This is a genomic window from Helicobacter canis, assembly GCF_900451095.1.
Classification (GTDB): domain Bacteria; phylum Campylobacterota; class Campylobacteria; order Campylobacterales; family Helicobacteraceae; genus Helicobacter_B; species Helicobacter_B zhangjianzhongii.
In genome coordinates this window covers 1,348,806-1,375,184 of record NZ_UGHV01000001.1, presented here as the reverse complement: position 1 = coordinate 1,375,184, position 26,379 = coordinate 1,348,806, and the positions used below count along the sequence as shown (strand labels likewise).

25 protein-coding genes and 2 rRNA genes are annotated in these 26,379 nt (G+C 44.5%); 17 read left to right on the top strand and 10 right to left on the bottom strand.

Features of this window, described 5'->3' with window-relative positions:
- Positions 1-6: 6 nt before the first annotated feature.
- The 7 genes from DX060_RS06420 to phnC are packed head-to-tail and all read right to left on the bottom strand — an operon-like array spanning position 7 to position 5,549.
- Positions 7-1,077, bottom strand: a complete 1,071-nt coding sequence (locus DX060_RS06420; RefSeq protein WP_115011681.1) for a carbon-phosphorus lyase complex subunit PhnI — start codon at positions 1,075-1,077, stop codon at positions 7-9.
- Positions 1,077-1,616: a phosphonate C-P lyase system protein PhnH gene (locus DX060_RS06415; protein ID WP_115011680.1), complete on the bottom strand. Its 540-nt coding sequence runs from the start codon at positions 1,614-1,616 to the stop codon at positions 1,077-1,079. The genes DX060_RS06420 and DX060_RS06415 overlap by 1 nt, the downstream gene beginning before the upstream one ends.
- A 38-nt stretch (positions 1,617-1,654) precedes the next feature.
- On the bottom strand, positions 1,655-2,110 hold the full coding sequence (locus DX060_RS06410) for a phosphonate C-P lyase system protein PhnG (RefSeq protein WP_115011679.1): 456 nt from the start codon (positions 2,108-2,110) through the stop codon (positions 1,655-1,657).
- Between the two features lie 9 nt (positions 2,111-2,119).
- Positions 2,120-3,022, bottom strand: coding sequence for a phosphonate ABC transporter, permease protein PhnE (gene phnE / locus DX060_RS06405; RefSeq protein WP_115011678.1), 903 nt, complete (start codon positions 3,020-3,022; stop codon positions 2,120-2,122).
- Positions 3,019-3,870: a phosphonate ABC transporter substrate-binding protein gene (phnD, locus tag DX060_RS06400; protein ID WP_115011677.1), complete on the bottom strand. Its 852-nt coding sequence runs from the start codon at positions 3,868-3,870 to the stop codon at positions 3,019-3,021. The genes phnE and phnD overlap by 4 nt, the downstream gene beginning before the upstream one ends.
- A 3-nt stretch (positions 3,871-3,873) precedes the next feature.
- Positions 3,874-4,788, bottom strand: a complete 915-nt coding sequence (locus tag DX060_RS06395) for a hypothetical protein (RefSeq protein WP_147278786.1) — start codon at positions 4,786-4,788, stop codon at positions 3,874-3,876.
- 5 nt (positions 4,789-4,793) lie between these two features.
- Entirely contained in the window at positions 4,794-5,549 is a 756-nt protein-coding gene (phnC, locus tag DX060_RS06390; protein ID WP_258552227.1) for a phosphonate ABC transporter ATP-binding protein, read from the bottom strand.
- A 150-nt stretch (positions 5,550-5,699) separates the two neighbouring features.
- Here phnC and DX060_RS06385 point away from each other — a divergent pair, with 150 nt between their 5' ends.
- The 6 genes from DX060_RS06385 to DX060_RS06355 all read left to right on the top strand — a co-directional run bounded on the left by DX060_RS06385 (position 5,700) and on the right by DX060_RS06355 (position 14,011).
- Positions 5,700-6,629, top strand: a complete 930-nt coding sequence (locus tag DX060_RS06385) for a helix-turn-helix transcriptional regulator (protein WP_181814220.1) — start codon at positions 5,700-5,702, stop codon at positions 6,627-6,629.
- Positions 6,630-6,896: 267 nt separating this feature from the next.
- Entirely contained in the window at positions 6,897-8,594 is a 1,698-nt protein-coding gene (locus DX060_RS06375) for a dynamin family protein (protein WP_115011673.1), read from the top strand.
- 9 nt (positions 8,595-8,603) lie between these two features.
- Positions 8,604-10,841 (top strand): dynamin family protein, encoded by a 2,238-nt coding sequence (locus DX060_RS06370; protein WP_115011672.1) that lies wholly within the window; start codon positions 8,604-8,606, stop codon positions 10,839-10,841.
- A gap of 38 nt (positions 10,842-10,879) precedes the next feature.
- The gene (locus DX060_RS06365; protein WP_115011671.1) at positions 10,880-12,361 is read left to right on the top strand and encodes a dynamin family protein; all 1,482 of its coding nucleotides are present in this window, start codon (positions 10,880-10,882) and stop codon (positions 12,359-12,361) included.
- 114 nt (positions 12,362-12,475) lie between these two features.
- On the top strand, positions 12,476-12,694 hold the full coding sequence (locus DX060_RS06360) for a hypothetical protein (protein WP_115011670.1): 219 nt from the start codon (positions 12,476-12,478) through the stop codon (positions 12,692-12,694).
- A gap of 18 nt (positions 12,695-12,712) precedes the next feature.
- Positions 12,713-14,011, top strand: coding sequence for a hypothetical protein (locus DX060_RS06355; RefSeq protein WP_115011669.1), 1,299 nt, complete (start codon positions 12,713-12,715; stop codon positions 14,009-14,011).
- 17 nt (positions 14,012-14,028) lie between these two features.
- On the opposite strand, the gene DX060_RS12010 is transcribed toward DX060_RS06355, so the two are convergent.
- Complete coding sequence (locus DX060_RS12010) at positions 14,029-14,157, bottom strand: hypothetical protein (protein WP_258552226.1); 129 nt, start codon at positions 14,155-14,157, stop codon at positions 14,029-14,031.
- Between the two features lie 30 nt (positions 14,158-14,187).
- Between DX060_RS12010 and DX060_RS06350 the strand changes: the two genes are divergently transcribed.
- From DX060_RS06350 to DX060_RS11355, 11 genes are all read left to right on the top strand, one after another.
- Positions 14,188-15,663, top strand: coding sequence for a hypothetical protein (locus DX060_RS06350; protein ID WP_115011668.1), 1,476 nt, complete (start codon positions 14,188-14,190; stop codon positions 15,661-15,663).
- A gap of 106 nt (positions 15,664-15,769) precedes the next feature.
- A complete protein-coding gene (locus tag DX060_RS06345) occupies positions 15,770-16,438 on the top strand; it encodes a hypothetical protein (RefSeq protein WP_115011667.1) in 669 nt (222 codons plus the stop codon).
- On the top strand, positions 16,429-16,962 hold the full coding sequence (locus tag DX060_RS06340; RefSeq protein ID WP_115011666.1) for a hypothetical protein: 534 nt from the start codon (positions 16,429-16,431) through the stop codon (positions 16,960-16,962). Before DX060_RS06345 ends, DX060_RS06340 begins: the two co-directional genes overlap by 10 nt.
- Positions 16,937-17,785 carry a hypothetical protein gene (locus DX060_RS06335; protein ID WP_115011665.1) on the top strand — a complete coding sequence of 283 codons (849 nt, stop codon included), beginning with the start codon at positions 16,937-16,939 and terminating at the stop codon, positions 17,783-17,785. Before DX060_RS06340 ends, DX060_RS06335 begins: the two co-directional genes overlap by 26 nt.
- Before the next feature lie 273 nt (positions 17,786-18,058).
- A complete protein-coding gene (locus DX060_RS06330) occupies positions 18,059-18,355 on the top strand; it encodes a hypothetical protein (protein ID WP_115011664.1) in 297 nt (98 codons plus the stop codon).
- Positions 18,356-18,374: 19 nt separating this feature from the next.
- Positions 18,375-18,614, top strand: a complete 240-nt coding sequence (locus tag DX060_RS06325; RefSeq protein ID WP_115011663.1) for a hypothetical protein — start codon at positions 18,375-18,377, stop codon at positions 18,612-18,614.
- Positions 18,611-18,814 (top strand): hypothetical protein, encoded by a 204-nt coding sequence (locus tag DX060_RS06320; RefSeq protein ID WP_115011662.1) that lies wholly within the window; start codon positions 18,611-18,613, stop codon positions 18,812-18,814. The genes DX060_RS06325 and DX060_RS06320 overlap by 4 nt, the downstream gene beginning before the upstream one ends.
- Before the next feature lie 59 nt (positions 18,815-18,873).
- Positions 18,874-20,121: an HP0729 family protein gene (locus DX060_RS06315; protein ID WP_258552225.1), complete on the top strand. Its 1,248-nt coding sequence runs from the start codon at positions 18,874-18,876 to the stop codon at positions 20,119-20,121.
- A gap of 310 nt (positions 20,122-20,431) precedes the next feature.
- Positions 20,432-21,265, top strand: coding sequence for a flagellar hook-basal body protein (locus DX060_RS06310; protein ID WP_115011661.1), 834 nt, complete (start codon positions 20,432-20,434; stop codon positions 21,263-21,265).
- A gap of 42 nt (positions 21,266-21,307) precedes the next feature.
- Positions 21,308-21,997, top strand: a complete 690-nt coding sequence (locus DX060_RS06305; RefSeq protein ID WP_115011660.1) for an MBL fold metallo-hydrolase — start codon at positions 21,308-21,310, stop codon at positions 21,995-21,997.
- Between the two features lie 226 nt (positions 21,998-22,223).
- Positions 22,224-22,400: a hypothetical protein gene (locus DX060_RS11355; protein WP_181814219.1), complete on the top strand. Its 177-nt coding sequence runs from the start codon at positions 22,224-22,226 to the stop codon at positions 22,398-22,400.
- A gap of 389 nt (positions 22,401-22,789) precedes the next feature.
- On the opposite strand, the gene rrf is transcribed toward DX060_RS11355, so the two are convergent.
- Positions 22,790-22,905 (bottom strand): 5S ribosomal RNA (gene rrf / locus DX060_RS06300).
- A gap of 311 nt (positions 22,906-23,216) precedes the next feature.
- Positions 23,217-26,271 (bottom strand): 23S ribosomal RNA (locus DX060_RS06295).
- Positions 26,272-26,379: the final 108 nt, after the last annotated feature.

The following is a 26,379-nucleotide window of genomic DNA, read 5'->3' as shown; positions in this document are numbered from 1 at the left end:
TTAGTTTTAAGCTTGTGCTGTGTTTTGCTCTTTAGATTCTCTAAATCTTTTAGCGTTTTCAAATACCTGTAAAATCGCTTGGAATGTTACATAATGCGGCAGTTTGTAGTGATTGCTAAAGCCCATAGAATCCACGCCATCAATATGGTGCAAAATCATCTCACAGCTTGAGGCAAAATGCGTGGCATTCTCTCTGTGTTTCACCGCATAGAGATTTAAATCTAAAATCCCCATACAAATTGCCTTTGTTTCATTAAATCCAAAGCAAAAGCCAAAGCCTGTGTTTAGCTTCACACTGCCATCAAACTGCTTTTCCACTTCGCCTACGCATTCTACTGCACTCACTTCTATCTCGCCTACGATGACTTCTTTTTGCGTTAAGGGGTGAGTAAATTTCACCTCCACACTGCCTAGACGCAAATCTCCAATGGTTGGGTGTATATCGCCATAGCCTCGCATAGAAGTATAAGCAAAGCCTAGCATTGAGCCACTCTCGCCCCTTGCCATTGCCTGCATCATCGCACTGCGTGAGTAAGGTGGATTAGGAAAAACGCGTGTAATATCATCAGTTTTCGCATCTCTAGGCTGCGATTTGATAAAGCCTAGCTCCCTCAAAGGCTCAAGGGCGGATCGCATTTTTTTATCTTCTCCGCTTGTTTGCATATCTTCATCTTCGCATAAATGTAGCTTTATCTCCTGTAAGAGTTTTATTTGATAGTCATTGCTTGGTCCTAGAATCTGCCCACCTTCTATGTCTTTAAAGGCTGATGAGATTCTCCGCACAAGTCGCATATCATTAGTATCAATACACTTCGCATTGCCTATCCTTTGACACGAGCTTCTATGAGCGCGTAAGAAAAAGGCAGCATTCAGCGTATCGCCACTAGATTTCACTAATGCTTTTGCCGCTAACTTCTTGCTATATAAACTACCTTCGCCCATCACTCTATCCACGCCCAAACGCATAGATTTTAGAATCTGCTCTAGCTCTATTGTCTCATCTATAAAATCTTTGTCAAAAAGTTTTAGAGCATTTTTAATGGCGTTTTCACCGCCTTTTATCGCTACAAATCCCATTACAAAGCCTCCAAAATTGTCGTGCGAGATAGGGCTGTAATCTCACCTGTTTGTGTGTGTAGAAAGTAAATCTCAAAGCCCATAGGAAAATGTGTATTATGTGTGAGAAAGTCTTTTACCAATTCATTTGAGAGTGGGTAACTCTGCTCTATACTCCCATTTACTCCCGCACCTTGCAGTTTGTAGGGGTAAAGTGGGGCATTAGAATCATAGCAGTAAATCACGCTCGCACTAAATTCTGGATCTTTAAAGCTGCCCTTTTTCACATTTTCTAGTAGCTTAGAATCTAGGCTATCTGTGAAGATATAATCTGCATTGTGTGTGTTTTCATTTTTAGCATTACACAAAGAGTGCAGCACCCAAAAGTCTTCTTTTGTTAGGTTTATATAGCTTACTTCTGCGTATAAAAGCACACTCGCACAAGCAAGGATATAAGAGTCAAAAGCCTTTTGCAACGCGTGCGTGCTACCTGGCATTGCTAGGGCGTTGCACAGGACCCTAAAATTATGGCGATTAAGATAATCTAAATCTTTTTGCATTTGCTTCCTTTCACTTATTTAAATTTCACTTATTCAAACTACATAAGCTCAAAATTGACACGCGTTTTATCAACTTCGTGGTTTTTACGCATTTGTGCTTGTTTTTGTTTCTCTTGTGTGTTTAGAGCAAGGGCTTGGATCTCTTGTGTGATAGAATCTTGTAGGCTTAATTCTAAGCTTAGTCCATAATAGGCATCAATAATAGCAATAGATAAAGAATAGCTAGGATTATCATCAAGTACCATAGCAAAGCCTTGTGCCTTTTTACTAGGATCACTTTTATCAAGCAGGGCTACAAGGCTTGTCGTTACTAGCACTTCCCCTGCATAAAACTCCCCGCCGCTAATGGGGTCTTTGACCGGCAGCATTAGTGTTTGCTGCGTGGGATTTTGTAAAATCTCAAGTGTAAAATGCTCTTGAATTTTGCCAACTAGATTCTCTAGCTCATCTTGCAAGGCACTTTGTAAAATGAAGTTTAACTGCTCTCTTTGCATACATATCCTTTACATATATTTTTTGCGGATTATCGCACTAAGCTTATCCACGATAAACACAACGCCTACGATGATGATTAAAATCGTGCAGACACTGCCATTCTCAAAGCCCCTTATCTTGTCAAAGAGATAAAAGCCAATGCCCCCAGCCCCCACAAAGCCAAGTATAGAAGCAGAGCGGACATCACTTTCAAAGCGATAAAGTATCATAGAAACATAATGGGGCATTACTTGAGGCAAGATACCATACACTAGCACCTTAAAAAAGCCTATCCCCATACTCTCTAATGCCTTTATCGGTCCGCTATCAATATTTTCATTCCCTTCACTTAAAAGCTTTGCTAATGTGCCTGTGGTGTGAATCGCAAGGGCTAGAATCCCAGCCATAGGTCCTAATCCCACTGCCGATACAAAAATCAACGCCCAAATGATTTCATTGATAGAGCGGCAGATATTGGCAAAAAGCGTGGCACTAAAATATAGCCCCCTTTTTAGCAAAGTAAAAAATACGCCCTGCTGTGGGAACATAATGTCTAAAATATTGCGGGAGCAAAACCACGAGAGCGGCACAGCTAAAATGACAGAAATAAGCAGCGCAATCACTGCCATCTCTAAAGTCTCTAGCATTGCAAAAAGATAGGTCGCTATCTCACTAGAATCTAAACTAGGCTTAAAATATGAGCTATTGGCAATTTCTTCACTACCTGATAAATAGCCTATCATTCCCTCCCAGCCTTGCAGCAACGCACTAAAGCTCATCTGCGTATCTATCCAGCTTTGCGCGATGATATACAGCACAAGCAAGGATAGAATGATATTTTGTGCTTTAAAGGGTGAAGACTTTCTTTTAAGCTCGTGTATATCAAGCTTTTTGGATTCTAGTGTTTTAGAATCTTTTAGAGTTTCACTCATTTTTTGCCTTTTGCTTTTACAAGCTCTCGCACCGCGTCATAATCACTATCCTTAGCCGCTACAAAGCCACCAAGCTTCGCTGCTTTTAATAGCTCTTTTTTGTCATTTAGGGCTAAAAGTGATTGCTGAATCTTTTGCTTTAAATCCTGCGGTAAATCTCCGTGAGCGGCAATGGCTGCACCGACAATGAGATCTGAAGTCCATATCACATTAAAGTCATCTTCCTTCCAGCCCTTGCCTAAGCCTTTTTGGAAGTCTAGGTCATTTGTCGCTGCTGCATCAAGTCTGCCAGCTTTCACGCTTAAAATAGACGCTTCGTGTCCGCCAGAGTAAATCACTTTTGAGAAATATTTCTGCGGATCAATGCCTTGCTTTTTGAGATACACGCTTGGCACAAGTGTCCCTGAAGTAGAGTTTGGGTCAGTGAAAGCCCAAGTTTTGCCCTTTAAGCTTTGCAGCGTTGTGAGATTGCTGCTCTTTTTGGTAATAATAATGCCGTGATAGCCCGGCACTCCCTTATCATTTAGCTCGGTTACTAATGCTTGTGCCTTTGCCCTAGCGGCTGCTTGCACATAGGATTCTGGTCCAAAGTAGGCAATATCTATATGCTTATACTGCATACCTGTAATCACTGCGGCATAATCGCCCACAAACTTGAGATTAACCTTAATCCCCAAATCCCGCTCCAAATGCTTTGCCACTGGTCGCCACATAGCTTCCATTGAGCTAGATCCTGCCACTGGGATAACAGCTAGATTAAGCTGCTTTATCTCTTTAGCGTAAGCCGATATGCTAAAGAGCATACAAACAACAAGTCCTGTGATAAATGTAGAGAATGTCTTTTTCATAAGCTATCCTTTCAAGTTTTTCGATTCAGCTTTCGGGCTAGAATCGTGGATTTCATCGCCGCGCTTCGTCGATAGACACCCTAGTCTTATCTCCTTGCGCGGCTTGAAAACAAGCGAAGCGGTGCAAGGCGAAGCCGCAGCAGGTTTCTTTAGTAAAAACCCCAATTCTAGCCTCGAAATCTTGGAATCGCTTGGGCATCGTTGATACTCCTTTAAAAATCCTGCCGCCTGCGGCGTTTTTAAGCCTTGAGCGTTTTCCCTAGAATCCACTTTTTTATTTGCGGTGGATTTTTCTGTCATTGCGAGACACTGCGTAGCAGTGGCGTGGCAAAACAAGGGATACCGCTCGGCGTTAGCCGATGTTTCTTTAGAATCCATAGATTCTGTGGCAGCAAAAATGGCGGTGTTATGAAAAATCCTAGAATCCACTTTTTGTAATTCTGCGTTTTTATCAAACACGATTTCAGCCCGTTCATTTTGCGATTTATCAAAAGTGGATTCTAGGGCGGTGGTAGATTTTTGTATGGATTGCCGCGCGGACAAGTCCGCTCGCAATGACGCTAAAAAAGCTTCATCACTAGAATCCACTTTCACCGCTGCCCACGACTCACCTACACTTTGGGCGTTTTTATCAAAAGCGGATTCTGGGTTTTTTACATTTTCGGCGTTTTCCCTAGAATCCACTTTTTTATTTGCGGTGGATTTTTCACACAAAGCGCGATCATCTTCTTCAAGGATTCTAGGAGTTCTAAAGAAACCTGCTGCGGCTTCGCCTTGCACCGCTGTCGCTTGTTTTGCGGTGGGGCTTTCGTAGTTTTTAGCAAATTTTAGGGCAGAGCAAGAGTCTGCGGTTGCCCTAAAATTTGCTAAATCTGCGGAATGATTACCCAAAGCCGAATCCCCTTTAGAAAAAGCCAAATCCCTCACGCTAGCACCTCTTCACTATGATATATCCTATCAATCGCTTTTGAATCCAAATCCTTTGGCTTCCCATCAAACACAAGCTGCCCACCATTTACGCCAATAATACGGCTGCAATATTCTTTGGCATACTCTAAATGGTGTAAGTTTGTGATGACATTGACACCATAGGTTTCATTGACTTTTTTTAGGATCTCCATAACCTTTGTAGCACTTTTCACATCAAGGGCTGAAATTGGCTCATCGGCTAAAATAATCTTGGGATTTCCCATTAACGCCCTTGCGATAGCTACTCTCTGCCGCTGCCCGCCGCTTAGCTCATCACATCGTTTGAGTGAATATTTTTCAATATCCACAATCTCCATAAATTCCTTTGCTTTTTTGATCTCTTTGTCTTTGTAGTAGCGGATAAAGGCTCGCGGCATAGGCAGATCTTTTAGCATACCGCTAATGACATTATCTAGCACACTTAGCCTATCTACAAGGCAGTATCCCTGAAAGATGATGCCGATTTCTTGGCGGATTTGTGTAAGCTCCTTTTTCTTTAGCTTTTTCATATCGTGCTTTAGCACAGTAAAATGCCCATTAAAGACCTTAATCCCCCCAGCGATACTCATCAAAAGTGTGCTTTTCCCCGCTCCACTAGGACCGATGATCCCCACAAACTCACCTTTTTTAATTTTCAGGTTGAAGTGTTTTAGAATCTTTTCCTTGCGATAGCCAAGCGTCAAGTCTTTCATATCAATCATCGCGTGCATTGCTGTCCTTATGAGCTTAAAGCAGTTGTGGTGATATTATGCGTAGCGTATGTAAAATGCACAGATATTTCTGTAAGTCTTTGGTAAAACTCGTTTTTCACGCGTGCAGGCTGTGCTACAATGCCGCTTCATCTAGGCAGGAGGACGCTAATGAGCTATGATACAAAGACAATGCGGATCGTGCGGATTTTCCACGCGCTTGTAAATGGCGAGCATATCTCTATGAGAGAATGCGCTAAGGAATTTAATGTCGATTTGCGCACGATCCAGCGCGATATAAACCAGCGGCTAGGCTTCCTGCCAATCCAAAAAGACAAGGAGGGCAAATGCTTTTTGCAAGCAGAGTCCCTAGGCAAGCTTGGGTTTAAGGATATTAGAGAGTTTGCTAGAGTGAGTGGGATTTGGGGGCTTTTTCCAAGTCTTGATGATAAGTTTATCGGCGATTTGCTCCATATCCCGCTGCCAGATTATTGGGATAATCACAGCAAAGACCCCGCCCCGATAGCCTCCAAATCAAGCCCCTTTGCTATCAAAAATCAAGGCTTTGAAGATATTTCCTCGCATAAAGATATGTTTATGCTGCTTGCTAGAGCGATTTTGAAGCAGCACACCATACACTTTAGCTACAAATCCACACCGCGCCAAGCCAATCCCTACCGCCTGCTTAATAATAATGGTATATGGTATTTGCTCGCTGATGAGAGCGGCACGCTAAAGCACTTCACCTTTACTCATATCAAGCATTTGCGCCTAGAAGAAGCGCGCTTCAAACCTAGCCCAGCGATAGAATCCATCGTAGAAAAAAGCTCTGCAAAGTGGGTGAATCCCCACGCCAAATCCGCCACCTTGCAGATCCAAAACACCGCCAAAGAATACTTTATGCGCAAAGCCTTCATCTCCAATATCCGCCTAGATAGCCACGATGCCACGCATTTTTATATCACTTGCGAGTATAGCTATGATGATGAGATCTTAAATCTAGCGAAAATGTTTTTGCCCTTTATCATAATCCTAGAGCCAGCGCATTTGCAAAAGCAGCTTAATCAAATCTTGCAAGAGTATCTATCTACTACTTATTAAAGTGGATTCTAGCCCCCTCTCCACTAAATGACACCTGTCCTAGCCCACACGCACCTGCGCTGTGCTAGCAAGCTCCTAGGATCCATAGCCACAATACCTATCCAAGCAGCACAGCTAGCAATGCGCCACCACCTGACTGAGCACTTTTTCTATTTTTTAAGCTGTTTTTTTTTTTTGATTAGAATCGCTGCCTTGCGATCAATGCTGACACAATCTGTCATCTAGGCGCAGTAATATCGCACTTCATTTTAATCCTAAGGAGAGTTTATGCTACCAGTCCAAGCAAAATATGTGGAGTTTCTGCAATCATTGAAAGATGAGCTACAAAAATTAAGTGCGCTAGATATAGAGTCCTTTGGCATTGATAATGCCATTGCTAATATCACTAGCACAGAGCTGCTTATCCCTGTGATTGGCGGCTTTAGCGCGGGGAAATCAAGCCTGCTTAATTCCTTCTTGCAAGAAGAGATTTTAAGTGTCGCTGTAACGCCAGAGACCGCCCTAGCTACCGAGCTGCATTACAGCACGCAGGAGTATGTAGAAGCCATTACGCCAAGTGGGCAGAGCGTGAGATTTGAAAAATCGCAAATGGAGCAGCTGAAAAATAAGGCGAGTGAATTTAGCTATGCCAAGCTCTATCTCAATAAGCAGTGCTTAAAGGATATAGAGCCTTTGGTGCTTGTGGATATGCCCGGCTTTGAGTCCCCACTCGCCTCGCATAATAAAGCTATCTTTGAATACATTAGAAGAGGCGTGTATTTTGTGATACTCCAAAGTGTAGAGCACGGCAATATCACCGCAAGCGTTAGGAGAGAGATAGACAATCTCCTTACCTTTGAGCGTAAATTTAGCTTCTTTTTAAGCAAGAGTAATCTTAAGCCACAAAGCGAGCTAGATGAGATAAGGAGCTTTATCCAAGAGCAGTTGAGTGATTATTTTGACTATGAAGGGCAGGTGGAGTGTATCGGCAAAGATGGTGGCACAAGCCTAGCTAAAATCATTAGCACGCTTAATCCCAATGCGATTGTAGAGGATCTCTATCTCACAGGGCTAAAAGATCGCTTCAGCCAGATTAAGCAAACGATCAATACACATATCACCGCCCTTAGCCAAGACAAAGAGCAAAATGCCAAAGATATACAAGATCTAAAAAATGGGCTACAAAAGCTCGAGCAAGAGAGGGATAGCTTAATCGCACAAGTGCAAGAGAGATATGGCGATACCAATATCAATAAAATCATCAATGGTGTCAATAATGCACTCAATCGCGGACTTAATGAAATAGCACAAAGCTATATGAGCGGCGGCGATAGCGCGCTTGATTCTACGATTAACTCCATTGTGAAAACTACGCTTTCTCAAGAAGTAAAAACAAGTATGGAGCATATTGGCGAAGATGTGATCCACGCCTTTGGCAAGCAGCTTGAAGATAGCCTATCAATTATGCAAAGGCTCTCGCTAGGTGATACGATTTGCAATGTGATTGATGTCAAAAAGATAGGTAGCACGGCTACGACCCTATTCACAAATGCGACAGAATCTATGGCGAAATATGGCGGCATAGTCGGTGCGATAGGAAAAATAGGCGTGTTTATAGCACCTATTATCAATCCACTGCTTACAGCGATAGTATCGCTGCTGCCAACTCTTGTGCAGCTACTCTTTGGCGACACAGAGCAAAAGAAGCTTGAGAGTGTGAAAAATGCCCTGCTTACGCAAGTATTCCCACAAATTTTAGCCGAGCTTAGAGCCAAGCTTCCACCAGAGCTACAAGAGCAAACCACCAAGCTTATAGAATCCATTAGCCAAGAGTTTGAAGAGCAAATCGCGCAAAAATTACAGGCGATAGAGTCCGCTCAAGGTGAGCTAGAGGGCAAGAAGCAAGAGATAGAGCAGATGATAGCGACATATAAAGAGGCACTAGATTCTATCACTGCACTTGCAAATACCGCACTATACGCATAGGGAGCAACAATGGATACAAATCAAACAATAATACATAAGCTAGAATCCATAGATAGCATTGTGGCAAAAAATTTTGACAGACTTGAAAAGAGTGCTAGAGATAGCAAACGCGAGCTAGATCTTGGCACAGGAGCAGAGCTACAAGCAGAGATTGCTAAGATCAGCAATACAGAGCGATTGATGAAAATAGGCATTGTCGGGCGTGTGAAAGCCGGAAAATCATCGCTACTTAATGCCATAGTCTTTGATGGCAAAAATATCCTGCCAAAAGCAGCTACGCCTATGACTGCAGCACTCACAGAGCTAAAATGGGGGCAGAGCTATGGGGCGGAGATAGAGTTTTTCACCCCGCAAGATGTAGAAAATATCAAAAAAGAAGCCCAGCAGTATGACAGAGAGCTAGAGAGTGCCACAAAAGCTGAGATAGAAAACGCGAAGTCAAGGCTTCAATCTAAGTTGCTACCAGAAGCAGAGATAGAGAGCAAAGCGCGCCAAAAAGTAGAGCGCGAAATGTCAAAAAGCCCCCTTGCTGCGAGCAAAGATCAATACGCTAGAATCCAAGCTTGCGGTATCAATACTGCGGATTTACAAGCAAAAGAAATCACCTTTGATAGCCTTGAGATTTTGCAAAGCCAGCTTGAAGACTATGTAGGGGCTGATGGCAGATATATGCCTTTAACCAAAAGTGTGAAAATAAGCCTGCCGCTAGAATCCTTGCAAAATGTGGAGATTGTGGATACGCCCGGTGTGAATGACCCAGTAGTCTCAAGGGAAGAGCGCACAAGAAAGATCCTCAAAGAATGCGATGTTATCTTTATCGTCTCACCTGCTGGGCAGTTTATGAGCAGTGAAGATATGGAGCTTATGGATAGGATCACGCAGAAAAACGGCATACGAGAGCTATTTGTAGTCGCCTCTAAGGTGGATAGTGAGCTACACGGCAGTGAGAGAGATCGCGCAGGCGGCGTGATGACTAAGGCGTTAGATAATCTCAAAAATAGCTTAGGCACACATCTAAGCGATACGCTACAAAAGCTCAAAGCCGATAGACCAGAGATAGGCACAGCCTATGATAGCCTTATTACGCAAAAGCAAGAGCGAGTGCTGCATTCTGCTGGCATTGCCTTTAGTATCAAGGCAAATTTAGGCGATACCCACGATGAGAGCAAGCTTGATGAGAGTGAGGCACACGCACTCAAGCTTTTAAGAGAATCCTACCCTGATAATTTCTCTAGCCAAGCAAGCCTAGAGGCAAATCTCGATCTAATCTCTAATATCAAGACCATAGAATCCAAGCTTGCAGATGTGGCTATGCGTAAAGAAGAGATTGCTAGGGAGAAGATTGAGAGCTTCCTAGCGCAAAAAGCAGTCAATATTGATAAATATGCTAGCGATCTTATTCAAAATGTCAGCGATCATATCAAAGAGATAGAAGAAACAGATGTAGAGCAGCTAAAGCAGCAGCAAAAGCAAATCGCAAGGCTAAAAGATAATGCCATTAGCGATATTGATGAGTGCTTTGAAGATTTGCGGAGGGATTTTATCAATGAGCTTGAAAATGCCTTGCATAATGAGCTAGCGCAGTATTTTAGCAAGGCAAGAAATGCGACCAATGATGCAGAAGGCACAGAAACAGAAACCTGTGAAGTTAGCACTTCAAAATGGATTAAACCTTGGACTTGGGGTAGCTCTCGCACAGAGACTAGGACTTATACCACCGTGCGCGCTGGAGCGGTTAGATCTTCGCTTGATGATTTAGTAGCTATGGTAGAAAATAGCATACGCGATATGGGGCATAAAAGCATAAGAAGCTTTAAAGCCGAGCTTAATGGAAATCTTATCCGCACGCTGCGTGAGAGTGTGGAGCAAAATGGCGGCAGTGATGATGATATAAATATCAATAAGCTACGCTCAATCCTAAGGGGCATTATCAATGCTCTGCAATTCCCCGATATGACATATAGTGATAAGCCACTGCCTAGCGGAAGCGGGACGCTGAAAGACTACTCGGCAGAACGCTTCCTAGAAGAGGCACAAGAGTTTATCCAAAGCTTGCAGAAAACCACGCGAAGCGATATAAAAGAGCATTGCAAGCAAATGGCAAACAAGCTTGCAAACATCAATATAGGCAATGAGCTTTTTAGCGAGCTTCAAGCGCAGATCGCCCAGCTTGCTAAGGATATAGACTATAAGGCACTAGCTCTAAGTGAGCTTCAAGCGATCAAAAAACAATTACAGGAGATCTAAAATGGCACAAATTGATACATTGCAAAAGGTGGCAGTATATGATAGATAAGGAAGATATTGATTCATTGCTCACGCAAGCGGGGAAATTTTTCAACTTTAGTCGCGGTAAAGATATAGCCACATTGCGAGAGAGTATCTATCAAATGCTTGATGAGAGTGAGCTACTGCGACATATTGATGATAAAAACACAAAGCTACAATTTATCGGCAATACACTTAATGCTTCAAGTATAGATAATGAAATTTTTGGGAAGTTTGTATCGCTGGTAGAAAACGACTATGCGGCATTTGCTAATTCTGTAAGCTTAAAAGAAGAGGTGGAGGCTTATACCAAGCTACTCACCCTGCAAAAAGAGCTAGCCAGACTACTCTCACTCAAAGCCATTGCCAATAAATCTACCATAGCCGTGGGTGGGGGATTTAGCGCAGGGAAAAGCCAGTTTGTCTCTAGCTTTTTTGGGGATAATACCATTGCCCTGCCTATTGGCGTTACGCCTGTAACGGCGATCGCAAGCTACATTGTCCATGGAGATAGGCACATCATCAAAGGCTATACTTATCAAAATGGCGTTATAGATGTGCCGCTTGATTTATATGCGAATTTGAGCCATAACTTTATCAAAGAGCTTGGATTTAATCTAAAAAATATCCTACCTATGATGGTTATGGAGACGCCAATCCCAGCATACCAGCATATTTGCTTTATCGACACGCCCGGCTACAATCCTTCAGACTCTGGCTTTAGCGGTAAAGACAAGGATACTGCTAGTGAATACCTAGCAAATGCCAATGCGCTAATTTGGCTTATATCTGCTCAAGCTGGGACATTTCCTGCTTCGGATTTGGAGTTTTTAGACTCGCTAGATTTAGAGGGCAAAAAGCTCTATATCCTGCTAAACAAAGCCGATCTAAAGCCACAAAGTGAGCTTGAATCGATCCTTGATCATATACAAGAAGTGCTAGATGATAATTATATGGAGTATGAGGGCATAAGTGCCTATGACTCTAGGAATAAAAAGGAGCTAGCCCACCGCAAGCTTTCACTGCACGATTTCTTGCACTCTGTGGATAAGGACATCATCTCAAAAGAGCAGCTGAAAAATGAGCTAAATGGTGTGTTTGCTATGTATGAAAATGCCCTTGAAGCCGATAAACAAAGAGCAAAACAGATACGAAGTGTCATCACCTCTTTGGAGCTTGATATTTTGGAGAGTGGAGTGGATTTTGATGAGAGCAAAAAGGCGGATATAAAAGCGAAGTCAAAAGACAGCAAGAAAGAGTCGCAAAATCCACAAGACACTAAAAAACAAAATAAAGGTAAAAAGAAGAAAAATCCACAAGAAAGCGATGAGACAGATGAGACAGAGCTTATGAGCGAGCGTATCGCGCTGCGTTTTGAAGAGCTGCGAGAATTTGTGGGGGTAGCCGAGCTTGATAAGCAGATAAAAGAGCTGCATACGCTAAAGGGCAAAATGCAAGAAGCCCTTGATGAGTTGATCGCAGAGATTTTTGCAAGCTAGGCTGATCTTACCTCCTAGAATCCACTTTTTAACCCGCTGCCAGCGACTCTCTTATTTTCAAACTTTTTAATTTTTTAAACTTTTTCTTGTCATTGCGAGCCTTGCCCGCAAGGCGTGGCAAAGCGCAGCTTCTTTGGTAATCCATATCAAAAAGTGGATTCTAGTAAAGCCTATTTTGCTAGCGCAGAAGCTACGCTTGCCACGCAATCGCCACCGCGCTTGCTCACAATGACAGCAAACGCCGCTAACGCGGACTCAAATGAGCGGCGCAATGACAAAACCTGTCATAGCCCTTTTATACAATACCACCACGCAGAGTTTGCTCTGCGATGACATTACAAGGAGTAGCAAATGGAAGTAAATTGGAAAAATGTAGGGCTAGGCATAGCTGGTCTAGGTGGCTTGGGATATTTGGCGTATAAATACTACAACGCTAAGGAAGAGGAGAAAGAAGAGTATGCCTTCAAAAGGGCACAGAGAGCCAAAAAGCGCGCAAAAGAGGAGGCAAAACAAGAGCTTTTACAAGAGCGGCTGATCGAAGAGATAGAAGCACCCTTTGCGCGATATTGTGCGGATATGGGGGGCTTTAGTTTTGGGGCAGGGTTTTTGGAGCTTAGGGACAAGCTAGAGCAAGCAAGCCAAGAGAGTGGAAAAGTGGATTCTAGCGATGGAGAAACTCTAAGCAGCTCACAGGCGGAAGGATTTGCCGATGAAGCAAGCAGCGATACCAACGCAGGCGGCAGGATTGGCGAAAAAGTGGATTCTAGCACCGCAGAAACTCTAAGCGAGTTAGCACAGGATTCTAGGATTTGCGATGAGAAATCGGGGCTTTCAAGCGATTGGCAAGGGATTTACCTTAGCGGTAATGACCGCAGACAATCGCGTAGAATCCACGATTTATCGCGCAAAGCCGAATCCACCAGAAACGCTAAATTATCCCAAAAAATGCGTGAGATAAATGCGTATATTGAAAGCTTCTCCCCCACCCAAGATGAGCTACTAAAGGTGCTTTCACTAGGGCAGGAGATGTTTGATCACATAAGTAAGGCGAAGCCTTTTGCGCAATTTACGCAAGCAAGTAAGTCGAGTGGGGAGACCACACAGGAAGCGGAGAGCGAGCAAAACACGCCAAGCGATATGGCAAAGGAGCTTATCAGTCTCTATGCTGCAGTCATCACAAGCTTAAGCGGCGATAAGGAGCAAATTGTATGGGGTGGGGGCTGCATATTCCCAATAATCCCTAGCCCCATCTACGACAAATTGAGCGATACCAAGTGGCGACATCAATGGCTTTTCAACACAGGGCTGACACTGCCGCTGCAAGTGTGTATGATGAAGCATTTGCAGAGTGTTTTTGGCATAGAGCCTGCGAATTTCACCATCGCGCTAAGCAAGCTAGCAAAGGACGCGGCGTATAAATACCGCATAATCGGGTTAGATAAGGAAGCCCAGCCTAGTCCGGCTAGCTTTTTTGGCTTCTTTAATGTCCCCACACACCAAAGCCCAGAGTCGCCACTAAGTGGGGTGTATGGGCATATCTTGCGCGATATTGGTAGAGAGTATAGCAGGCTACTAGTAGAATCTAATGGCGATAAAGCCAAGCTAGAATCCAGTATAGAAGCGTGGGATAGCGCAGCACTCACTCTCTAAGCTTCCTTGAGCTTTGTCTAAGTGGATTCTAGCGATAGATTTTTACCACATTGCAAGCCACTGCTAGTGTAGTGGCGATAGCCTAGAATCCACTTTTTATAGCTGCGATTTTTACAGGCTTTAAAGGGTGCTTTATCTACTGCCATTGTTAGAGATATTGATAAGAAGGAGTCTATATGAGTGAGAAAGAGATTTTTGACTTTATCCACAAGCAAGTAAATGCACTATCACCGCTACTTTTTGAGTGTGATAAACAAAAGCTACAAGAGAGTAAAAGGCTCTTTGACACATTTGTAAGCACCTTGAGTGAGCAAACTAGAGAGCAAACCACGCAAAAAGACATTTTTACAATCGCTCTTTGCGCCCTTTGCAGCCAGAGTCATAAGGCTAAAGCCACCCTGCTAGAAGCACTTAGAATCCACTTTAAAGAGCCCTCTAAGCGCAAGCAGCAAGAGCAATTTATCAGTAGATACACTCATTTGCAAGAGCGTATAAAAGCGATGAAAGCACTAATGCAAAAAGCGCGCAAACAGCTAGAAGACATTCGCCTAGAGCTTGAGAATCTTACACAGCAATATATTTTAGAATGCGCTAGATTCTGGGGGAAGATGAAGTCATCTCTAGGCTTGAGTAAAACAAAAAAACTCATCATAAACACAGCGTGCAAGCAAGCCAGAGCACAGCGCGCGCTCTTATCCTTTGCGCAAATAGACATATACACCCAAGCAAGAAGAGTAGCACTCCCTGAGCTTATGCGCATTTGCGATGGGGCAAATATCACACTAGATTCTACACAAGAGACTGCCACTTATAGCACTACGCTTAATGGCAAAAATCTGCAGCTTATCGATATACCAAGCTTTATAGACGAAAAGAATCTAAGCAAAGAGACTGCACGCGCCTTGCAGCAAGCGCATTGTGTTTTACTCATAGTGAGCGATATTATTACAGATAGCACGCTAAAGGCGATCAAGCAAGGGCTAAATAAGCAATCACAAGTCTATGTGCTGCTTGATAAATCTGCTACCTCCAATACACTAAAGCCAATAGCCAATGGCACAAGCCCACAGGAAAAAGCAGTGATACAAAAGCTCAAAGACTCCCTTGCGCAAAGCTATGCTGGAGCTAGGAGTATCTACACACTGCCCGCACTGCTCTCGCAAGCCTCTTGCCTAATCGCAAGCCACGATCTAAATGCCGCCACACAGGGCAGAGATAATCTCCCTACACAAGAGATACAAGATCATTTTCTCTCCCCTTACAAAGATAGCTGCAACGATAGCAAGCCCTGCCAAAAGCAGCGATTAAGCGATGACTCTGGGTTTAGTGATTTGGCTGCTTTTTTGGCAAGTATTATAGATTCTAGGGCAAGCACACAGCAAGCTTGCGATAATGCCTACGCGCTTTTACAGGAGCTTGCCAAGGTGGTAGATAAGATCGCTAGCAATTATGAAGAGTTTTATATTGTATCAACCCACAGCGCACTTGATCAATCCTTTCTCCCACTACAAGAGGTCGATCGACTCTCGCGTATGATCTCTTATGGTTTGATAGCTCCTATCACACAAATACAAGAGCAAATACACAGCACAATAAGCAGCTATGCAAAGCAGCTACCCCCTAGCCCCACTCTCACAGCAAATAGCACTTAGGCTGGATTTTGGCGACTTTTGCCTAGCTTTAAGCTGTTTTTTTTTTTTTTGATTTAATGCCATCTCGCTTACTACAAGCAAATATTACATATCACAAGGAGACACAATGCCATTACCATTTATATTAGGAGGGATAGCGTTACTAGGAGCAATATGGGGTGGGAAAAAGATCTATGACCACCTTGATGAAAAAGCAGAAGCAGAGAGACAAGAGCAGGAGCGGAGAAATAAGTTTAATTTTGTCGGTTATGAGCGAGTTATTTGGCTGCAAGGCAAAGCTCTAGCTGGCAAAGATACGATGCTGCACATCATTCAAGGAGATGGATTTAAAAAATCTTATCCCACAACACACGGAGTAAATGAAAATTATGAAGCACAAATAGCAAATGAGAAATGGAAGCTCATCAATACCGGCGGAAGCTCTGCCAACAATGGCGAAAAAGAACAATGGCGCAACGAGAGACTAAAGACATTGCCACAAGAAGCTAAAAAGAAAGTATTGTGGCTCTATGTCTTTGATATGCAAGACTACGACAAAGACCACATAAAAGCAAATCACAGCACTTCTAAAGATTATGTTATCCCTACCTTTATCGCAGTGGGGACACATTTAGACAAGCTGCGAGCTGCTGGGCTAGACTCTAAGATAAAGCAGATACAAAGTGAGCTACAAGAGCTTGGTATCCACTATTTCTCCTATGATTTGTCAAAAAACCCTAGAGAAGAAATCATACAGATGATTCAATCAGTGCAAAAGGTGCAGCAATGGTTATAGCAACAATACAATCAAAAGAAACAGGTGGTAATTGCCACAATATCACCGCTGTAAATGGAGTGATAGTAGATAGCGATACAGCCCAGAGCTATGTCAATAAGCTCTATGCCCTTATACGCGATGTGCCTTCACATCTTGATACCGAAGAGATTTTGCCCCTTGCAGGGTATATGCTCTGTGTGCAATACCACCCCGAGAGAGATGAAGCAGGCAGGATCCGCCCAGCCCTTGTGCTATGGAGTGATGATGAGAGTCTAGAGTCTATCAAGCCTACCTTGCAGGCTATGGGGCTAGAAATCGCGCGATTTAGTGAGCTATATAGAGAGTATCAAGCAGCAGTGCAAGCAAGGGCTAAGGCACAAGCAAGGGCTAAGCAAAATAAGCGAGTGCTACTTGCAGCAGGCGTGGTGATTGTAATCGCGCTTGCTTATCAAGCCCTACGCCCAAGCACCCCTACCCAAGCACCCGCCCAACAAACATCAATCAAAGGAGAACACAATGAAGAAAATAATGCTAGTCGATAAAGTTACAGAAATAAGAATAAATGAAGAAAACCCAAGCACAAAGGCTATCATCTCCAATAATGGAGAGTTTGACATAGTAGCAAGTTATGAGCAGCTAGATGGCTACTATGTCAAGCCTTTTAGAGGAAATGCTAAAGGCAAGCTCGTGCCAATGGCTCAATATATCGCCCTGCAAGGTGGCGAATTTATCAAGCCCCTTGTCCCCTCAGAGCTATATGAAAATGTGTATTTTGAAGCAGAGAGCTTTGGGCAGCAGTATTGGGAAGAGTATGAAGCGATAGTAAAGCAATTTATCCTAAAGCTAGGCAATGGCTCAAGCTGGAAAGTATGCTATAGCAAAGAGGAGTTTGAAAGCTATAAAAAAGAGCAAAAAACACGCGCAGAAATTGACGGGAGATATAAGGTTGTTGGAGGTGAAGTCAAGGTGGATTCTAGCGATAAGCAAAGCCAAGAGAGTGCTAAATCTCACAGCAAAGAAGTGAATATGGCAAGCTTCCAGCCTAAATGCAGTGTCGATGAGATAGAGCGGTGGCTAGAGCAGGAGAAAATCAATGTAGAAGCCCCGCCAAATCAACTACAAATCATCATCAAAGAGTTTTTAGAGCGCGGCTGCCTCCAATATCGCTATGAAGAAAAAGAGAGCATTTCTATCAGTATTTCTGCCACGCAAACATCTATGTTCAATATGCAACTTAAATTAAACACCCTACCACTAAGCCTACAAGCAAGCCTTGAACGCTCTATCCAAGAAGCCAGCACACAAAGCACCAAAACAGAAGTCTATCTCTGTATCGAGTGCAAGCACGATGGCATAGAAAAGTAGCGATCCAAGCGACAAAACCTGTCATCACTCTTTGCTACAATGCCGCCTAGAATCCACTTTTAGACTTTGGCTTGTAGATTACAGAAGCTTGCGCTTGCCACGCGGATTTCACTCCGCGCGATGATACTCTGTCATCGCGAGCTTTGCGATAAGCAAGCGTGGCGATCCAATCCGCACAAATGGATTCTAGTGTGAAAGAATTGCCACGACTCTACTAGCGCAGAATCTCACGATGACAAAAAGTAGATTCTATCTCGTATGCAAGGAGTTACAATGCTATCCCTACTCAAAGAGCTACTCAAATTTCTATGGAGCCACCCAAGCTCTTGCGCCAAGCTCGGCAAGCTCATCTATGATCTAAGCGATGACTTCCCCAAGCTAAAATCCAGCAACACAGAGCAAAAAGTGGATTCTAGTGTGGCGATCGCCCAAAAGATCCTAGACTTTGCCAAAAGCGACCCGCAAGCCTTGCAGGACTCTGTGCAAGCCATTGAATCCCTGCTTGCTAGATACCGCACAGACCCAAGCTTTAGAGAGAAGATCATCAATCTAGCGAGCAAAAAGAGCTAGCAAGAAGCAAGGAGAGATTATGGCATTGATCTTGCTTGTATCGGCTATCATAGCCACCATTGTGTTGATATTTCAAGCGACTTTGACAATAGCCGTTATCACCATAGTCGCGCTGCTTTCAGTAAGCTATTTGGGCTTTGAAGCAATCTGGCTTTGGTATAATGGCACTCCGCATAGCACAGCGTGGTTTATAGCAGGCTGGTTTGTCGCGGCATTTTGGCTCTATGTCATCTACAAATTTCTAAGGAGAGAGCGATGATACCCCCTAGACCTAGGACTTATGTCTGTCAAAAATGCGGTTATATCAAGCACCACGCGCCCAAAAGCGATATGATCCGAGCAGAAGATATGCGTGCGGGGAGCTGCCCCAAATGCCACCTGCCGATGAAGCCCCATAGCAACCCTGTGAGTGCTGGGCTAGACTCTTTGCGCACACTAGGCAAAAAGATCTTTAAATAGCTGCGTGTGTAGCCTGCTTTGCGTAAATGTATCCTAGAATCCACACCTAAAGGCGTATAATGACTCACCCCACAAACCCCACCGCCCTACTCATACTCTACAACCCTTACTATGAAAGCAGCGTCATACAATCCCACCTAGAAATCCTAAAATCCCACGGCAGTGTCGCCTTTGGCAAGATTAAGTCCAAAATGCGCGCCCAAGAGCCAAAAGCCCAAGCAGAGCCTAGCGCGCCAGCGCAAATCCTAGAGCCGCCTAGCACCGCCTTTGCCAGCACCCAGTGGGAGCAGCTTATCACTAGCACTTCTAGGGAGAGTCCTTTGCAGCTCTTTTTAAGCGACTATGCCAATCTCTATGCCTGCAAAGTTACTGCCATATCCCGCGATCAAGTCGCTAAAGCCCCTGCCTACTATGAGCAAAAGGGGCTTGAAGTGGAGCTGTGGTTTGTAGTGAGTGATATGCGCGAGCTATTTCGCAATGACTTTGCCTCCGTGCGCGATAGCTTCCTAGCAGATTGCACTACCTTGCACAATAACCGCACCTTTGCCATCTATGGCAACGACTACACCTACCCGCTTTTCATCACACTAAAGTCCAATCAAAACTACTTCGCCCAAGAGCAAGCCCACTACCACAATATGTTTAAGACTCCTGAGCAAATCCAAGTGCGCCAGCGGCTTATCGACTATATCTTTGGCAGTAAGCTTGCTGGCACACTGCTGCCAGATACGATGGACAATCTCATAAACGCCGAGATAGAATACCTTGCCAACAGAGAAAATCCACTCTATGACTGCACAGGCATTGTCCTACTCTATGCTAAATCAATGGAGCAAGAGATTATGCGATTTTACCGCGCACTTTTTGCGACCCTAGTGGCATACCAAAGCACACTTGCCAATGTAGAATCCCCCTTATCCCAGCTTACTTACAGCGTGCAAGAGATAGAATCCAGCGTGCAAGAGTGGCTTGAAGACAGGGCGAAAAGGGCTCCAGCCCTTGGCACGACAAAGCACCTATTGCAGCACGCCAAGTCTCTCTTAGACTCGTGGCGATATGATCAAAATTGCAAGCTAAAAGGCGCGAAAAATAGCTTCTATAATGGCGACAAAAAGCGCGATCTATGCAGCTTTACTACTATTAAATTGCAGTCATTTATCAAATCTCTCCAAGCGATCCGCAACCCAGCCGCCCACGCCACGCAAGCTAGCATTGAGCAAGCTAGCACCTTGCGCGAGCAGATCCTAGGCATAGGGCGACAAAGCGTGCTTGTAGGCTTGCTACTATGGCAAGAAGCCTTAGCCTAGCTTGATAGGGCTTTAGTCTTAGATTGCAACTTCTTGCATAGGTTTGCTTTGTCATCGCAAGCCTTGTGCTATGCTACCCTTATTGTCATTGCGAGCAAGCAGGGTAGCGATGCGTGGCGATCCATAATTTTGCGCTAGCAAAATAATCTTTACTAGAATCCACTTTTTATTGTGTCTTTTATGGATTGCCACGCTTTGTCTTGCGCCAAAGCTCGCAATGACAGAAAAAGCGTTTAGGTTAAAAAGTGGATTCTAGGTGGAATACTACTTGCTTAGATTCTACAAACACTTTCAGCCCTAAGGATAGGATATGATAAATGGCTACTACTCTGCCACAGGCGGTATGATCACGCAGTTTAACCGCCTTGATGTCATCTCAAACAATCTTGCCAATCTCAACACCAATGGCTTTAAGCGCGATGATGTAGTCATCGGCGATTTCTTGCGACTCTACAAGCAGACTCAAGATACCTTGCCGCTAAAAGACCACACCCGCGCCGCCGCCCAATACCAAAACCGCAATCTAAACCGCGTGCCAATCATCAGCGAGGAATACACAGAGTTTGCAAGCGGCGCGATCGCCCAGACAGAAAACCCATTAGACTTCGCCCTGCAAAAGCCCAATGCCTACTTCGCTATACAAACACCAGATGGCGTGCGCTACACACGCGATGGGAGCTTCACTATTGATAATGAAGGCTATCTTAGCACCAAGCAAGGCTTCCGCGTGCTATCTCGCGTGGGTATCGATGGAGAAGGCGGGATCATCATAGGGCAAGGTATGCAAGTAGAAGCGGATAAAAATGGCAATCTCTTCTTCCGCTCTGGTGCTAATGAAGAGCAAAATGCCCCGGTAGATGGCGGTGCGCTAGCGATTGTGAGCTTTGATAATCCAAAATACCTCCAAAAAGTAGGGGACAATCTTTATAGCTACCCACAAGAGCGCATAGAAGATCGCGTGATGTCTATCAATGATGGCTCTCTTGCGCAAGGATTTATCGAAAAAAGCAATGTCAATGCGATCAAAGAAATGACCGCGCTTATTGAGACAAATCGCTTAGTGGATATGTATTCTAAAGCTATGCGCACCTTTGTCGATGACTTTGCGCCTGAGGCTATTGGCAAGCTTGCGGTTCGGGCTTAGGTGATAAAGCGTAATGTGTAGCAGTCGTGTAAGGAGTAGGCTATGAGTGTGCAAGAAAAAAAAGTGCTCAAAAGATTTCCGCATTTATGCAAGGCATTTGGTCCTTATGAGACAAACTGCTATATCGTGCAAACGCCACAGGGGGAGTTTATCATCGACCCAGGTATGGGAAGTGCGCAGTGGGTGCTAGAATCTAGCAAAAATCCTTTGGCGATCTTGCTTACACACGGGCATTTTGATCATATCTTTGATGTAGCCAAGCTTAAAGCCGCTCGCCCAGAGATCCCGCTGTATTGCCCTAGAGATGATGGCTTTATGCTGGAGAGCGATTGCTTTGAGACAGGGCTTACTCCCTATGAGTTTAGCGCAAATGATGTGCTTGTGAGCTGCGATAAGGGTAGAAGTGAGTTTGTGCTAGGTGGGGTGGAGATTTACTACTTGCATTTCCCCGGGCATACGCCGGGCTGCTCGGTGGTGTGCCTAAGAGATAGCACAGGTAGAATCTCTAGTATGTATAGTGGGGACTTTGTCTTTAAGCGCAGTATCGGGCGGTATGATTTTCCATACTCAAGCCCTAGTGATATGCGCGACTCCTTGCAGAGATTTAGTGCGCTGGGGGAGTTTGGGGGGCTTGGTGATGATGGCGATATAGAAATTTTCCCCGGACACGGAGATAGCACATATCTTAGCTATGAGCAAGGCAATGTCGCTCTATGGCTCCCTAGGATCTAGGCTAGCATTTGCCCTAGCGGATTTTCGTGGCGATCATAGAATCCACTTTTTACATTTATTGCGTTTTGCTGCCGTATTTTAAAGAAACCTGTTTCACTTTGTCTGCACCGCTGCGTTTTCTAAAGAAACCTGCTTCGGCTTCGCCTCGCACCGCTTCGCTTGTTTTCTAAAGAAACATCGGCTTGCGCCGAGCGGTGTCCCTTGTTTTCTAAAGAAACTTCGCGTTGTGGATTCTAGCCTTAATGCCTATTTTCTGTCATCGCGAGCCGTGTGCCAACACGGCGTGGCGATCCACTCTCTCCACCAGAATCCACTTTTAAAGGAGTTTGACTTTCAAAGTCTGTTTTACTTCAAAAAGCTTGGTTTGCTTCACAAAGTCCGTTTTACTACCGCACGATTCTAAGGATTGTGGCGGGGCTTTCAAAAGTGGATTCTAGGAAAACACCCAAACTCCGTCATCGCGAGCTTTGCTAGCGCAAAGCACGGCGATCCATAGCACAACCAGAATCTAGCTTGAAAAATGGATTCTAATATTGCCGCGCCTTTTTCAAGACTTTAGATGACAGAGTGGGAGTGCGTTACAATGCTTTGCCTTGTGCCAAAGCTCGCAATGACAAGTCAAAGCTGAAAAACTCGACAGGATTACAAAAGTGGATTCTAGGCATTCATAAAAAGTATTTATGAAGCAAGCCCACACCAACAAACTAAAAATATAATGAGTAATAAGAGCTATCTAACACTAAGTAAAAACAATAAGTAAAACACAAGAAGTCAAAAGAAGAATCTCCCTTATCCCTGCATCGACCTACATTCCCACACCTGAAAGATGCAGTATCATCGGCGAAGAGAAGCTTAACTGCCAGGTTCGGAATGGAGCTGGGTGTTGCCTTCTCTCTATAAACACAAGGAAAAGGGAAATAAAGACAATATCACTAGGGAGTAGAATCCACTTTAGACACTTTGGACATCTTGCTAGAATCCACTTTTAAAAGTGGATTCTAGGGCGGAGACTCTTAGCAATACTAAGTCCTAATGGCTCTAGTGGATTCTAGACTAGAATCCACTTTTTGCACATCGCCTAGCATTTGCCTCATCACTAAATCGGCGTGTATATTACACTTGCGATTGTCCTTATTTCCATTTTCCTAAGGGAGTCAAAGTCAATAGCCTATAATAAATACCCATACACTCAATAAGGCAGTGTCTCTTAGAATCATATAAACATAAGCCAAACGGTCTATTAGTAGTAGTCAGCTGAACATATTACTATGCTTACACATCTACCCTATCAAGCAGCTAGTCTTGCTGCGACCTTCAGGGAAAGTTCATCTTGGAGTTGGCTTCCCGCTTAGATGCTTTCAGCGGTTATCACATCCACGCGTAGCTACAGAGCGATGCTCTTGGCAGAACAACTCTTACACCAGTGGCGTGTCCATCCCGGTCCTCTCGTACTAGGGACAGCTCTCCTCAACTTTCCTACGCCCACGGCAGATAGGGACCGAACTGTCTCACGACGTTCTGAACCCAGCTCGCGTACCGCTTTAAATGGCGAACAGCCATACCCTTGGGACCTGCTCCAGCCCCAGGATGCGATGAGCCGACATCGAGGTGCCAAACCTCCCCGTCGATGTGAGCTCTTGGGGGAGATCAGCCTGTTATCCCCGGGGTACCTTTTATCCTTTGAGCGATGACCCTTCCACACAGAATCACCGGATCACTATGACCGACTTTCGTCTCTGCTCGACTTGTTTGTCTTACAGTCAGGCTGGCTTATGCCATTACACTCTACTTGCGATTTCCAACCGCAATGAGCCAACCTTTGCAAGCCTCCGTTACTTTTTAGGAGGCGACCGCCCCAGTCAAACTACCCACCAGGCATTGTCCTGCTAGAGGATAACTCTAGCCAGTTAGCAGACAGAAACATTAAGGGTGGTATCTCAAGGATGGCTCCATCTCCACCAGAGTGAAGACTTCAAAGCCTCCCACCTATCCTGCGCATAATGCTCCCATCGGCAGTGCCAAGCTGTAGTAAAGGTCCACGGGGTCTTTCCGTCTTGCCGCGGGTAGGAGGAATTTTCACCTCCACTACAATTTCACTGAATCCCTGGTTGAGACAGCTCCCATCTCGTTACGCCATTCATGCAGGTCGGTATTTAACCGACAAGGAATTTCGCTACCTTAGGACCGTTATAGTTACGGCCGCCGTTTACTCGGGCTTCAATTCAACGCTTCGCATTACTGCTAACGAATCCTCTTAACCTTCGAGCACCGGGCAGGCGTCACACCTTATACTTCCTCTTACGAGTTTGCAAAGTGCTGTGTTTTTGGTAAACAGTCGGGAGGGACTCTTTGCTGAGACCTACTTGCGTAGGCACACCTTATCGCGAACTTACGGTGCTAGTTTGCAGAGTTCCTTAACCAGAGTTCTTTCACGCGCCTTAGAATACTCATCTCATCTACCTGTGTCGGTTTGCGGTACGGGCAATATAAGCTAAACTTAGAAACTTTTCTTGGCACGACGGTATCAGTGATTCTCTCTTCCATCCGAAGACTTCAAAGAGCCTGTCAAGTTTCGAATACAGGGGCGGATTTGCCTATCCCCCAATCTACGCTCTTCGACCAACACTTCCATCCGTTGGCTCACCTAACCCTATGCGTCCTTCCATCGCACACTTATATTGGTATAGGAATATTAACCTATTTTCCATCGACTACCCATTTCTGACTTGTCTTAGGACCCGACTAACCCTACGATGACGAGCATCGCGTAGGAAACCTTAGACTTTCGGCGAAGTGGATTCTCACCACTTTTATCGCTACTCATTCCTGCATGCTCACTTCGCATCGCTCCAGCACTCCTTACCGGTATACCTTCAACGCTGATACGAACGCTCTTCTACCACTGCACAAAGTGCAATCTACAACTTCGGTGTCTATCTTAGCCCCGTTATATTTTCTGCGCAGAATCACTAGACCAGTGAGCTGTTACGCTTTCTTTAAAGGATGGCTGCTTCTAAGCCAACCTCCTGGTTGTCTGAGTAACTCCACATCATTTTCCACTTAGAATAGAACTTTGGGACCTTAGTTGGTAGTCTGGGTTGTTCCCCTTTAGACGATTGATTTTATCACCCACCGCCTGACTCCCAAGATACGGCAATAGGTATTCGAAGTTTGACAGGGGTTGGTACCGCGGTGAGCAGCCCTAGCCCAATCAGAGCTCTACCCCCTATTGCTATTACTTGAGGCTATACCTAAATATATTTCGAAGAGAACCAGCTATCACCAAGTTTGTTTGGCCTTTCACCCCTATCCACAGCTCATCCCAACCCGTTTCAATGGGTACGAGTTCAGTCCTCCATAAGTTGTTACACTTACTTCAACTTGGCCATGGATAGATCACTTGGCTTCGGGTCTGCAGCATCTGACTAAATCGCCCTTTCAGACTCGCTTTCGCTACGGCTACGCGTTTGCTTAACCTTGCCAGATACCACAACTCGCAGGATCATTATGCAAAAGGCAGTCCATCACCCTTGTGAGCCTCACTAAGAAATTAGGCTAAATTCGCCTTGTGGCAAGATTTGCGGGAGTTTGAAAAAATCTTGTGCGACAGACCTTAAGTCTAGTCTCCGCGATTTTTTCTGCACAACCCACAAATCTTGCTCACAATGCTAGAATTTCTTGGTATTCCCTTTAATTCCTTAATGAGACCCACAATAGGGCTCTGAATGATTGTAGGCAAATGGTTTCAGGTTCTATTTCACTCCGCTCACTGCGGTTCTTTTCACCTTTCCCTCACGGTACTTGTTCGCTATCGGTAAGAGAGTAGTATTTAGGGTTGGAGAGTGGTCTCCCCATCTTCAGTCCGGATTTCTCGTGTCCTGACCTACTCTGGATCCTGCTACCTAACAACAACCTTTCGCATACGGGACTATCACCCTCTATGATGTATTTTTCCAAATACTTCTGCTAGATTGTTGTAGTGGATATTGCAGTCCTAAACCCCAGTAGCAAGCTACTGGTTTGCCCTGTTCCCCGTTCGCTCGCCGCTACTAGGAGAATCTCTGTTGATTTCTTTTCCTCTAGCTACTGAGATGTTTCACTTCGCTAGGTTCGCTCCATATAGGTAATGCGCATCGCTACGCATTGGGTTGCCCCATTCGGAAATCTACGGATCAAAGCCTCTTGACAGCTCCCCGTAGCTTATCGCAGTCTAGCGCGTCCTTCATCGCCTCTCTCTTCCAAGGCATCCACCATTTGCCCTTAAAAGCTTATGTATAGAAACTAAGCCTTTGCTCTTAGTTTCAGCTTTTGGTAGTGCATATGTATTCTAAAGACACTGCCTTATTGAATGTATGTTGCCATCATTCTCTAAGACGAATGTA